11 protein-coding genes are annotated in these 12,085 nt (G+C 42.4%); 7 read left to right on the forward strand and 4 right to left on the reverse strand.

Going from position 1 to position 12,085, the window contains the following annotated elements; genetic code table 11:
* The 7 genes from Q0A08_RS16460 (at position 1) to Q0A08_RS16490 (ending at position 5,874) form a co-directional block, all read left to right on the forward strand.
* Positions 1-507 (forward strand): winged helix DNA-binding protein, encoded by a 507-nt coding sequence (locus Q0A08_RS16460; protein WP_438462601.1) that lies wholly within the window; start codon positions 1-3, stop codon positions 505-507.
* 303 nt (positions 508-810) lie between these two features.
* Entirely contained in the window at positions 811-1,605 is a 795-nt protein-coding gene (locus Q0A08_RS16465; protein WP_438462602.1) for a putative hydro-lyase, read from the forward strand.
* A 10-nt stretch (positions 1,606-1,615) separates the two neighbouring features.
* Positions 1,616-2,341, forward strand: coding sequence for a 5-oxoprolinase subunit PxpA (locus Q0A08_RS16470; protein WP_438462603.1), 726 nt, complete (start codon positions 1,616-1,618; stop codon positions 2,339-2,341).
* On the forward strand, positions 2,341-3,078 hold the full coding sequence (pxpB, locus tag Q0A08_RS16475; protein WP_438462604.1) for a 5-oxoprolinase subunit PxpB: 738 nt from the start codon (positions 2,341-2,343) through the stop codon (positions 3,076-3,078). Before Q0A08_RS16470 ends, pxpB begins: the two co-directional genes overlap by 1 nt.
* A complete protein-coding gene (locus tag Q0A08_RS16480) occupies positions 3,075-4,028 on the forward strand; it encodes a biotin-dependent carboxyltransferase family protein (RefSeq protein ID WP_438462605.1) in 954 nt (317 codons plus the stop codon). The genes pxpB and Q0A08_RS16480 overlap by 4 nt, the downstream gene beginning before the upstream one ends.
* A gap of 2 nt (positions 4,029-4,030) precedes the next feature.
* Entirely contained in the window at positions 4,031-4,957 is a 927-nt protein-coding gene (locus tag Q0A08_RS16485) for a glutamate cyclase domain-containing protein (protein ID WP_438462606.1), read from the forward strand.
* A 59-nt stretch (positions 4,958-5,016) separates the two neighbouring features.
* On the forward strand, positions 5,017-5,874 hold the full coding sequence (locus tag Q0A08_RS16490; protein ID WP_438462607.1) for a D-amino acid aminotransferase: 858 nt from the start codon (positions 5,017-5,019) through the stop codon (positions 5,872-5,874).
* Between the two features lie 99 nt (positions 5,875-5,973).
* On the opposite strand, the gene Q0A08_RS16495 is transcribed toward Q0A08_RS16490, so the two are convergent.
* From Q0A08_RS16495 to Q0A08_RS16510, 4 genes are all read right to left on the reverse strand, one after another.
* Positions 5,974-7,848 carry a methyl-accepting chemotaxis protein gene (locus tag Q0A08_RS16495; RefSeq protein ID WP_438462608.1) on the reverse strand — a complete coding sequence of 625 codons (1,875 nt, stop codon included), beginning with the start codon at positions 7,846-7,848 and terminating at the stop codon, positions 5,974-5,976.
* Positions 7,849-8,099: 251 nt separating this feature from the next.
* Complete coding sequence (locus Q0A08_RS16500) at positions 8,100-8,903, reverse strand: transporter substrate-binding domain-containing protein (RefSeq protein WP_438462609.1); 804 nt, start codon at positions 8,901-8,903, stop codon at positions 8,100-8,102.
* Positions 8,904-9,023: 120 nt separating this feature from the next.
* Positions 9,024-10,289: a dicarboxylate/amino acid:cation symporter gene (locus Q0A08_RS16505; RefSeq protein ID WP_438462610.1), complete on the reverse strand. Its 1,266-nt coding sequence runs from the start codon at positions 10,287-10,289 to the stop codon at positions 9,024-9,026.
* Between the two features lie 95 nt (positions 10,290-10,384).
* A complete protein-coding gene (locus tag Q0A08_RS16510) occupies positions 10,385-11,815 on the reverse strand; it encodes an aspartate ammonia-lyase (RefSeq protein ID WP_438462611.1) in 1,431 nt (476 codons plus the stop codon).
* Positions 11,816-12,085 lie beyond the last annotated feature (270 nt).

Genomic DNA, 12,085 nt, shown 5'->3' on the forward strand with positions numbered 1-12,085 from the left:
ATGTCTGATAAACGTATTGTCTCTTCTTCACACCTAGCTTCTGAAAAGGGAGCTTCTTTAAGTGAATATGAATTCGGACTGATTATTGCCAATAGTGCTTTTAATCGCTGGATGCAACATTGTGCTAAAAGTGCAGGTGCGGTTGATCTGACACCACTAGATATTTTAGTGGTGCATCATGTGAATCATAGGGAAAGAGCTAAACGTTTAACAGATATCTGCTTTGTACTGAATGTAGAAGATGCTCACACGGTGAACTACTCGTTAAAAAAATTGCTTAAGCGGGATTTGGTTCAAGGAGAAAAAATAGGTAAGGAGATGTTTTATCGTACTAGCGAGCAAGGGCGTATATTTTGCGAAACCTATCGTGACGTGCGTGAAGACTGCCTAACAGATTCACTGAAAAACTTTAATTTTTCACCAGAAAAGTTATCTGAAATGGCAGAGCATTTACGTGCTTTGTCGAGTCTTTATGATCAAGCCTCTAGAGCAGCAGCATCTCTGTAAGGTTTATCAACAAAATGGTCATTAAGGCATAATATAGGTTGTTTCATTACAGCCATAAAAAAGGCTGCCAGGCTTGTCTGTCAGCCTTTTTTATAAGCTGATCTTTATAGTTGACTAAACTGTCAAACATTAAAAGGTAGGTATTAATATCTTTAAAAATAAACTTTAAAAGCAATTAAAACTTAAAAGTATAGTTTTTGAAGTGTTATTCACTATTAAAAAAATCTTGTTTGACAGCGTGTCTTTCTTATAAGAATGTTGGCCTAAATCAACATTCGCTCATCACAATTTTAAGGTGTTTGTATGTCACTGAATGCACTATCAACCCCTGCTCAAGTTCGTGATCAAATTCGATCAGGACAATGGGGGAGAAATACATCAGGTTTAGCCTCAGGCTATGTACAGGGAAATATTGTTATTCTGCCAAAAGCGTGGGCAGATGATTTCTTAAAGTTTGCCACACTTAACCCTAAAGCCTGCCCAATTGTGGGTATGTCAGAAAACCCAGGTGACTTCTTGTTACCGAATGTGGGTGAGAATGTTGATATTCGCAGTGATGTATCTAACTATAAAATTTTTCGTGATGGGGAATTTAAGCAAGAAGTCAGTGACATCACAGACTTTTGGCAAGAAGATTTAGTGACCTTTGTTCTAGGCTGTTCTTTCTCTTTTGAAGAGCCATTAATCGCAGATGGCTTAGAAGTAAGAAATATCACGGAAAATGTTAACGTGCCTATGTATCGCACTAACATTGAATGCCAATCTGCTGGCCCTTTTTCGGGCACGACAGTCGTCAGTATGCGCCCTATGGTACCTAAAGATGCCATTCGCGCAATTCAAATTTGTAGCCGTTTCCCTTCTGTACATGGCGCGCCTTTGCACTTTGGCCAACCAGACATGATAGGCATTAATGACATCAATACCCCTGATTTTGGTGATGCTGTCACGATTAAAGAAGGCGAAGTGCCTGTGTTCTGGGCTTGTGGTGTCACGCCTCAAGTAGCGCTAGAACAAGCCAAACCACCATTTTGTATTACCCATAGTCCGGGTTGCATGTTGGTAACTGATATTCGTAACAGTTCTTTGTCCATTCTTTAAGGAGACCATAATGAAATTAAACTGTGATTTAGGTGAAAGTTTTGGTTCTTGGAAAATGGGGCTGGACGAGCAGGCTATGCCGTTTTTAGATCAGGCAAATATTGCCTGTGGTTTCCATGCTGGTGACCCTGTTTGGATGACGAAAACCCTAGCGTTAGCGGTTGCTAATGGGGTTGAAGTGGGTGCTCACCCAGGTTATCCAGACCTTGTTGGTTTTGGTCGCCGTAGTATGAACTGTTCACATGATGAAATTGTCGGTTTGATGCATTATCAAATGGCGGCGCTAGATGGTATGGCTCAAAGCCATGGCTCAGAAATGACCTATGTAAAACCTCATGGTGCCCTATATAACGACATGATGAGTAAAGACAGTGTGCGTGCTTCTATCATGCAGGCTGTCGCAAGCTTTTATAAGCCAGTACGCTTGGTATTGCAGGCAACACCAGAAAGTGTGAAACACAGAGAAGAAGCGCAAGCCGCAGGACTTGAAGTGAGCTTTGAAGCCTTTGCAGATCGTTGTTATGACGATGATGGACGCTTGTTGTCTCGCACTAAAGCAGGTGCTGTGCATAACCGTGAACGCATGTTGGCTCAGGTACAGCAGTTAGTGAGCGAAGGTACTGTCACTAGTGTGAGTGGCCATACTTTAAAATTGGATGTCGACACTCTATGTGTGCATGGTGACAATGAGGAAGGCGTACGCGCGATCGCGGCCATCCGGGAGTTGATTGCCTAATGAATACTGTTACAACACCACAAGTTTCAGCGCATATGCTTTCGCATTTACGTTTGAAAGTCGCTGGTGAGCAAGCGTTTATTCTCTACTTTGCCGAGCAAACCAGTGCTCAAGTTGCCGCTCAAATTCAAGCTGCAACGCAAGCCTTAGTAGAATTAGTCGGCCATAGTTTGATTGACTTAGTGCCTTCCTATGCCTCTTTACTGATTGTTTTTGATGATAACCAACTTGAGTTTTATCAAGCTCGCCAGCTTGTGCTTGAGCGAATTCGTGAAGCAGCTATGCAGGCAGAAGAGGGAGCGTCACAAACGGGTAAGCAAATTATTTTACCTGCTTATTATGGCGTGGAATCTGGGCCAGATTTAGAAGACCTTGCACGTGCTAAAGAACTGACAACTGACGAAATTATTAAGTTACACCATGAGCAAGAATATCGAGTTTATGCCATAGGCTTTGCTCCAGGTTTTGCTTATCTAGGTGAACTTGATGAGCGCCTTGCTGCTCCAAGATTAGCAACACCAAGAAAAGCGGTACCAAAAGGCGCTGTCGCGATTGCAGATAGACAAACAGCGGTTTACCCATCCGTTTCTCCGGGTGGTTGGAATCTTATTGGTCTATGCCCTGTTCCTATGTTTGATGCGGCGAAAACACCGAGTATGCCCATGACAACGGGTGACAGAATCAAGTTCGAACCCATCACTAAAGCTGAATTTATCGCTATGGGAGGTGAACTATGAACACCTTTAAAGTGATTAACCCAGGGGTAATGTCTTTATTACAAGATGCCGGTCGATTTGGACAACATAATATCGGCCTGACAGTGGGTGGTCCTATGGACCCATTTGCTTTTACTTGGGCCAATCGTCTTTGTCTGAATGAAGCTGGTGCGACTGCGATAGAAACAACCATTGGTGGCCTACAGCTAGAAGCCATGGTGGATACTCAAATCGCTATAACAGGAGCTGTGACTCAAGTTAAAGTGAATAATCAAGATTCGCCTATGTGGCAGACGCTTAACATTAAAGCGGGTGACAAAATTAAATTAGGTTTTGCTAGCCAAGGTGCGCGTATCTATTTAGCTGTTGCGGGTGGTTTTGATGTTGAGGCGCAATTTGGCAGTACTGCAACCGTTGTGCGTGAAGGTGTTGGTGGTTTAACCGGTGCCGACTCTAGCGGTAAAGGTCTAGCGAAAACAGACATATTAGCCAGCCATAAAGTGTCGGCAATGAACCCTTTGGCGATGCCAAGTTTGGCTATTCCAAATTATGACGCTGAGTGTGTGTTACATACGGTGTTAGGTTATCAAGAAGCCAGCTTTAGTCGTGTTGATAAAGCCTCTTTCTTTAGCTGCGAATACACTGTCAGTGAAAGAGCGGACCGCATGGGGTATCGCATGTTAGGGCCAGAAATCCATTCAAGCACAAGCGCTATGTTGTCTGAAGGTATCTGCCATGGGGCGATTCAAGTGCCTGCTGATGGTCAACCTATTATCTTGTTGAATGACAGGCAAACCATTGGTGGTTATCCGAAAATTGGCTCAGTTATGGCACGAGACACGGCCAAACTAGCGCAATTAACCCAAGGTAAAAAATTACGTTTTGAGCCGGTTTCTATTGAAGATGCCCATGGCATAAACCAGATTCAAAAATATAAAGAGTCACAAATTACACTAGTTGAAGTGGTCTAGCCGTGAGAAAGTCAAGCCGAGCATTTGATTTAACCACAGGTAGCCATGTCTTTGATTTAAAAGAGTTAGGAGACCGAACAATGGGGTCGATTGAAGAAACAAGTTATGTCTTAGAAGCGCTGTTAGTTGAGCGTAATTTAAGAGGCATGGCTGAGGTGAAACCTGCCCTTAAACCTGGTTATAGCTTAAGAGCGGCTTGTCTTTTAGCAGATGTTGCAACGACTCAAGGTTGTGTTTTTATTGGTACGGGGTTTCCTGTTACTGACACCTTTGAAACTGATGGTCCTGTGGGCGCGATTGCTTTATATGAAGCGCTAGAGAAGTTGGGTGCTAAGCCTGTCATCGTATGTGGCCCACCTTTATCTGATGCGATTGCAAAAGAGTATCGCGTTGAACCACTAAAGCTAGGCACGGCGCATGATAGAGTGGCCGAAGCCAAAGCTGCCTTAGCAAAATGGCAACCTCAGCTACTATTATCTATTGAACGCCCTGGTATGGCCGCTGATGGTGGTTATTACAATATGCGTGGTGAAGACATTAGCCCACGCACGGCTTGTTTTGATAGCTTTATGTTGGAGTGTGAATGCCCAACCATTGCGATTGGTGATGGTGGCAATGAGATCGGCATGGGGAATGTCACCTCAGCGCTAGAGAATTTAAACATAGTACCGGCTTCCACCAAGTGTGATGAGCTGGTGATAGCAGATGTCTCTAATTGGGGCGGCTATGGTTTGATTGCCTTATTAGGGCAAATGGAAGAAAGGGATTTATTAGGTGAAATACACCCGATTAAAATTCTGCAGTACCTATCTAATTTAGGCAGTGTAGATGGGGTAACTCGCTTAAATCAGTTAACGGAAGATGGATTAGAAGCGAGTGCAGGTGATGAGCTTATTGTTAAGTTACGCCAACTCACAGGCTTTGCCTGAAACCGCTGTAAATCGATAAAAATTAGACATTAAAGACAGAGATTATAGAGGATACAAAAATGAGCATTGTTTATCTTAATGGTCAGTTTATGCCAATTGATGAGGCGAAAATCTCGCCATTAGATCGTGGCTTTTTGTTTGGTGACGGCATCTATGAAGTCATCCCAGCTTATGATGGTAAAACAGTGGGTCTTGAGCCTCATATGCAACGTATGTTTGATGGCATGGCTGCAATTGGTATCAAATCTGAATTAACTTTAGATGATTGGAAACAAATCATTGAAGGTGTGATGGAAAAAAATGGTGGTGGTAACCAAGGTATTTACCTACAAATCAGCCGTGGTGCTGATGTGAAACGCTACCATGCTTTCCCTGAAGGTGTAACACCCACTATCTTTGCGATGGCTAACCCGATCAAACCGGCGGTTGAAGCAAATGCCGCTACTGCAAAAGGTTTCTCTGTGGCGACCACTCAAGATTTACGCTGGCAGCGTTGCCAAATTAAATCGACTGCTTTGCTAGGTAATGTTCTACATTTCCAACAAGGTTATGAAGGTGGTAACGATGAGATCTTGCTTTATAACGATCAAGATAACCTGACTGAAGCCAGTTCTTCGAATGCGTTTATTGTCAAAGATGGCAAGGTAATTACACCTATTCAGGATAACCAAATCCTACCGGGTATTACTCGTAACATTATCTTATCTATCCTTGAAAAAGATGGCTCTATTCCTGTTGAAGTACGTGATATTTCAATGGAAGAAGTGCGCAATGCAGATGAAATTTGGGTAACCAGTTCATCTAAAGAACTCGCACCTGTGACAACTATCGATGGCCAAGCTGTTGGTAATGGAAAAGTTGGCCCTGTTTGGGAAGCCGCTTTTAAACTGTACACAGCGGGTAAGTTCGAATACTAAACACTTAACTCCCCTTAAGTGTTCTAGTGAAAAAAAACGCAGCTAAGGCTGCGTTTTTTTATTTGCTTAAGGCAAGTTTTTCCACCTTTAGCTACTTGGTCAGCTGGTTTTAAATTGAGTCGCTATAGTTTGTAGGTCAACGGCTAACTCTGCCAAATTATTGCTTGTTTCTGCGATCGACATTGAGCTCATGGTCGACTCTTTTGCTGTTTGGGCTATGTGTAGCACATCGTTATTGACGGCATCTGATACCTGTTTCTGGTGTTGTGATGCGGCTTCAATGTCTTGATTCATTAGCGTGATTTTTTCAACCGCATCAATAATGCTGGAAAGGGCGGTTGTGACCTCGTTTGTCTCGGTGACACTGCTTTGAGTTTTACTGTGGTTCTCATGGATAAGAGCAACGGCATCCTGAGAGGCGGCTTGTAATGACTGAGTCATTTCTTGTATCTCTTCAGTCGACATCTGAGTACGGCCTGCTAAAGTTCTGACTTCATCGGCAACAACAGCAAACCCTCTACCTTGTTCACCCGCTCGGGCGGCCTCTATTGCTGCATTTAAAGCAAGCAGGTTAGTTTGTTCTGCAATATCTCGAATCACATCTAACACAGAGCCAATACGGTTCGAGTCTGTCTCTACCTTATCGATTGTGCCCGCTGTATTTTCGACACTGTTGGCTAATGTCATCATGGTATCACTGGCATTTTTAATAATACCTTTACCTTTCTCGCACTCATGATTCACTTCATGGACAATGGCTGCGGCACTGGCAACATTATCATGAGTTTGATAAATCATGGATTTCATTGATTGCATTTCCTCACTCAAATGCTGAATTTTAGATTCTTGCTGTTGGCTACTCAGGTTGCTTTGTAACGCAGTAGAGGACATCTCTTCTGTTGCTGCTGATACATTACTTGCCGCCCCTGATATCTTGATTATGATGCCTTGGAACTGCTCCATCATGGCATTGAAAGTCTTGGCAGCACTGCCTATTTCGTCATTTGAGTTAACATTGATCCTCATGGTTAAGTCATTCTCTTCCTTGGCTCTGGTTATGGTGCTGGATAGCTGCTTCAAAGGAAGTAAGATACTTCTTACTATCCAAGCCATGGCGCTGAGCAATAATGCGGAAATAATAAAAGCAATAATACGTGTGGTTAGTATTAGGTTATCTATACTGCCTACTTCCTTGGCAATGTTTGTTTCTAACTGAGTACTTAATTGGGTGATAGCACCTTCTGTTGCATGGACTGCAGCGCGCATTTCCCCTCGAATCCCTGTCTCTTCACTTAGTCCTTTTCTAATCATCATTTGAGTCACTTGTTGAAACTTAAGGGCATAATCTTGCATGCTAGAACGAATGCTTTGTTGTGCGCTTATGCTTAAAGAACTTGCTTCGAGTATGCGGATAAAGCCTTGGTAATTTTGGTTAAATGTATCGAGGTATTTTGGGTCGTAACGTAGTAAGAAATCTTTTTCATTACGACGTAGCTGTAACAGCTGAGCTAATAATTGCGAAGACTTGGTCTTGGCAAGTGACTCTTCAGCCCTATGTACGGAGTTACGTAGATTGCCGTAAAGGCCGTCTTTTAGTGTCAGGCCAATATGCTTTTGGGTATTCACTAGGTGATTAAATAAAGCATGATACTGTTTAAATTCTTGTGTCAGTATCCCTATTCCATCAGTTTTAATGTCTGCATTTGTGACAGCTTGATTGAGTTTGGCCAGCTTATTTTGAGTAACTTCAAATTCTTGATTAAATTTATTGAGGTACTTTAAATCCTGACGTGACAAAAAGTCTTTTTCATTACGGCGCAGTTCAAGTGTGCTGATTTTTACTTGGTCTAAAGTGGCTTGGACTTGGTTAAAAGTGCTGATCTTATTAATTTTGTAAAAATCTAAACCCAACAAAATTAATACGGCGAAGACAATTAGGATGCAGATGAGGAGACACTTTTGTTTAATCGTCATGATTCTTCCCTTCCTTGAGATAGTGAATCCAATAAGCTTAGTTGATATTTCTCATAGTGGCAGGGTAAAAGCGTTTGGTTACAAAACTTAGTGAGTACTAAAACATCAGCAAGGAAGTGGAAAAAACGGGTCTATTTCCTTTTTATATGAAGGATATGTCAGACACAAAAAAGCCGATGTACTGATAAGGTACATCGGCTTTTTTGTGTCTAGACTTTTTAGGTGCTTAGCTTATCGTTCTCTATCTAGCATTATTTATACAAGCCATTCATGCCCAAAGCAAAAGGGGTATTTTTAAGACCGTATTTGCTTTCAAGTTCTAGTATAAAGCCTGTTTTATGCCACTCTATAATGGTGCTATTCATAAAACTATGGAATCTGTCTTCACCTAATCTGACGGCTAATCCCCAAGGGTTATCATTGATGGTCGGGAGTGGCATTTCATAGTCTTGTGCCCATTCTGCGTCTTTAAGCTTGCCTGCAATAAAAGAGTCGTCATAGACAAATGCGCTGCATTGGCCTTTTTTTAATGCAGCTAAAGACTCTTCAGAACTGCCGAAAGGCACTATCGTTGCTCCAAAGGTGTTTTCTGTTTCTTGATTATAAAAAGCGCCTTTGATACCGCAAACTTTTTGACCGCTTAAATCACCCCAACTGGAGTATTGATTCGATTTATTGGCAATAATATTACTACCTGAAGAGTAGTAAGCTTGGTCAGCAATATAAACAAGTTCACGACGTTCTGGTTTGTCACTCATGGTGGCAATCAGTAAGTCCACCTTGCCATTAATCAAGAATTCCATACGGTTGCTGCTTTGTGCTGGTACGAGTTCAAGCGAAACACCTAACCTGTCAGCTACATCTTTAGCAAGATCAATCTCTAATCCCACAATTTCATTTTGGTTATTAAGATAACCATAGGGTTTATAGTCGGCTTTTACTGCGACAATGAGCTTACCTTTGGCTTTAATATCATCCAAATCGTCCGCGTTAGCAGCAGAGGAGAAGCCAATTAGGCTGATTAGAATCGAACTTAGGGTCGTTATTTTCTTCATAGTACTTTCCTGCGGTTTGATGAATAAAAAAAGGGCAACCTAACGGTGGCTTGTTAGATTGCCCAAAAGCTTAAATTGACGAATAAAAGCTTGCTGAAATTGTGAAATCTTTAGCTGTGCTTAAGCTTGCTGATTGACAGGGCTTTCTTTGTTATAGATAGCCGTGTCTAGCTCGCCTTCACTCTTACCGACGATGGCAGAAACCATCATGTCGCCACATACGTTCACACTAGTACGAGCCATATCTAGAATACGGTCGATACCGGCAACAATGGCTAGGCCTTCAATTGGCAGACCAACTGTGGTTAAAACAAGAGACAACATGATCAAACCTGCACCTGGTACACCGGCTGTACCAATAGAGGCTAAGGTTGATGTCATTATGATAAGTAGGTAATCAGAGGTGGTTAAATCAATGCCGAATGCTTGGGCAATAAATAGGGCACATACACCTTGGTAAAGGGCTGTACCATCCATATTAATCGTTGCACCAAGTGGAAGAACGAAGCTGGAAATACCTTTAGAAACACCAAGTTCTTCGCGGGCTGCTTTGATTGTTGCTGGTAACGTGCCTGAGCTACTCGTTGTGGTAAACGCAACGGCAGCTGGGTTAAGAACACCTTTTAAGTAACGAACTGGGCTTAGTCCACCGATAGTAGTGATAATACCTGAGTACACCACAACAACATGCAAGATACAGCCAATGTAAACCAGTGCAACTAGCTTGATTAGTGGTAGTAGAATCTCAAGACCATATTTACCCGCAACCCAAGCCATAAGACCGAATACACCGTATGGCGCTAGTTTCATAACCATTTCGGTAAGCTTGTACATCGCTTCTGCTAGGCTGTCGAAGACAGCAATAGCAGGTTTCGCTTTCTCACCGACTAATGTCAGAGCAATACCTAAACCAATAGCAAAAGCGATGATCTGTAGAATGTTGCCAGATGCTAATGCATTAATTGGGTTCTTAGGAATGATGTTAAGTAAGGTTTGTATCAAAGGTGGCGCATCTTTACCTGCTGCTGCGCCTGCTTCAACAGCCATGTTAAGGCCTGCACCAGGCATGAAAACTGCTGCCAAGGTTAAACCTATGGTAATGGCAACGGCTGTTGTACCTAGGTAAAGCGCAACAGATTTCATACCAATACGGCCCATTTTTCGAGTGTCTTCTAATGAAGTAACACCAACAACTAAAGAACAGAAGATCAACGGCACAATCAACATCTTGATTGCATTAATGAAGAGGGTACCTATCGGTTTGAGTACTTCGGCGTTAGGGCCCAAGATCGCCCCAGCGATTACGCCAAGAACCATACCGATAAGAATTTTATGCCATAGGGCTAGACCTGGCTTAGCAGGGCTTTGTGCTTGAGATATAGACATGTGATTACCTTTTTTATAATTAGATTTAAGCCTGTTAACAGGCCCGGTCTTATTTAAGTTATTGTTGTAATTTGAATTTCAGGTTTGTTAGAGCGTTATACTTCCCTGTGTTGGGGCTTAACCATGTTCTGTGGTTGTAAGCAGGTTTTAAGCTCTTTTTCATCCATGAGATTTTCTTCTAGCACCAGCTCTAACACACTGCGACCAGTGGCTAGCGCTTGCTTCGCAACACGGGTTGCTGTTTCGTAACCCAGAGTTGGCGCAATGGCTGTGATAATGCCTATGCTGTTATTCACCAGTTCTTGGCATCTTTCTTTATTGGCTGTAATACCTTGGATGCAGCGTGTTTCTAGCATGCCCATTGATTTTGTAAGCAGACGAATAGACTCAAGTACCTTGTAGGCAATTAAGGGTTCCATGGCATTGAGTTGTAGTTGGCCTGCTTCTGCTGCAAAGGTAATCGCAAGATCATTGCCCATAACCTGATAAGCCACCTGATTCATAGCTTCTGGAATTACTGGGTTGATTTTGCCTGGCATAATTGAGCTACCAGGTTGTGCCGCAGGCAGTTGAATTTCAGCAAGACCACAGCGTGGCCCCATGCTTAAAAGGCGTAAATCGTTGGATATTTTCGATAGCTTCACTGCAAGGCGCTTCAACATACTGGAGAAAAGAACAAAGGCGCCCATGTCTGAGCTCGCTTCGATCAGGTCTGTAGCAAGAATAAAATCTACGCCTGTTAGATTTGCTAACTCTTGCACGGCTAAAGGTGCGTAATCCGAGTTGGTATTAATGCCTGTGCCTATCGCTGTGCCCCCAAGGTTTACTTCTTTGAGTAGCTGAGACAGGTCGGCAATTCGTTGAATATCTTCGTTTAGCGTACTGGCAAAAGACTGAAACTCTTGACCTAGAGTCATAGGCACAGCATCTTGTAGTTGGGTACGGCCCATCTTGATGATGTCGTGAAATTCTAGCGCTTTATTGCTAAAGGTATCGCGCAAAGAGGTTAGGGCTTCAACCAGTTGGCTATGCAATAAAATAATGGAAAGACGAACCGCGGTTGGATAAACATCATTGGTAGATTGGGATTTATTGATGTCATTATTTGGATGAAGGTGAGTATAGTTTCCCTTCTCCTTATCCATAAGTTCTAGGCCAATGTTAGCGATTACTTCATTGGCATTCATATTGGTGGAAGTACCTGCGCCACCTTGAATCATGTCGACAACAAAATCCTCATGGTGATGACCCTGTAGGATTTTATTCACTGCTGCTTCTATGATTTGTGTTTTCTTATCGGACAATTGCCCCAGCTGATTGTTAGTTTTGGCACAGGCAAGTTTCACATAAGCCAGTGCGTTTACTAGCTCAGGAAAATGCTTGATAGGTATGCCTGATAAATCAAAGTTCTGACATGCGCGGCGGGTTTGAATGCCGTAGTAAGCGGTGTTAGGTACATCAAGTTCACCTAATAGATCTTTCTCTTTACGCATGGCTAGCTTTGTTTCTGTCGCTGGTGTGTGCATCTTGTTCTCATTGTTATTATGACTTTTTCAAACGACTTAAGGCTTAAGCACCGCGTTTGATTAGTGAACTAGATTGCAATTCGGGGGCCAGTTTTTATAATTTCTTAACTTATTGAAATATATAAGAAAAACAGAAAACCAATTTGATGGAAGGGGTATAACTCAGGGAATAGGTATTTATGGTTTTTTATAAAAAGTATATTTATCAGTGGCTTACGGGTTATACCTAGGTTATAGAAATAACCTAGGTTATAGGGGTTAAATTAGGGA

Source organism: Marinomonas sp. PE14-40, assembly GCF_051623805.1.
Classification (GTDB): Bacteria; Pseudomonadota; Gammaproteobacteria; order Pseudomonadales; family Marinomonadaceae; genus Marinomonas.

Excerpts from the sequence above, each read along its gene's own strand:
- Q0A08_RS16460 (WP_438462601.1), top strand. The coding sequence starts at position 1 with ATGTCTGATAAACGTATTGTCTCTTCTTCACACCTAGCTTCTGAAAAG.
- Q0A08_RS16465 (WP_438462602.1), top strand. The coding sequence starts at position 811 with ATGTCACTGAATGCACTATCAACCCCTGCTCAAGTTCGTGATCAAATT.
- Q0A08_RS16470 (WP_438462603.1), top strand. The coding sequence starts at position 1,616 with ATGAAATTAAACTGTGATTTAGGTGAAAGTTTTGGTTCTTGGAAAATG.
- pxpB (WP_438462604.1), top strand. The coding sequence starts at position 2,341 with ATGAATACTGTTACAACACCACAAGTTTCAGCGCATATGCTTTCGCAT.
- Q0A08_RS16480 (WP_438462605.1), top strand. The coding sequence starts at position 3,075 with ATGAACACCTTTAAAGTGATTAACCCAGGGGTAATGTCTTTATTACAA.
- Q0A08_RS16490 (WP_438462607.1), top strand. The coding sequence starts at position 5,017 with ATGAGCATTGTTTATCTTAATGGTCAGTTTATGCCAATTGATGAGGCG.
- Q0A08_RS16495 (WP_438462608.1), bottom strand. The coding sequence starts at position 7,848 with ATGACGATTAAACAAAAGTGTCTCCTCATCTGCATCCTAATTGTCTTC.
- Q0A08_RS16500 (WP_438462609.1), bottom strand. The coding sequence starts at position 8,903 with ATGAAGAAAATAACGACCCTAAGTTCGATTCTAATCAGCCTAATTGGC.
- Q0A08_RS16505 (WP_438462610.1), bottom strand. The coding sequence starts at position 10,289 with ATGTCTATATCTCAAGCACAAAGCCCTGCTAAGCCAGGTCTAGCCCTA.
- Q0A08_RS16510 (WP_438462611.1), bottom strand. The coding sequence starts at position 11,815 with ATGCACACACCAGCGACAGAAACAAAGCTAGCCATGCGTAAAGAGAAA.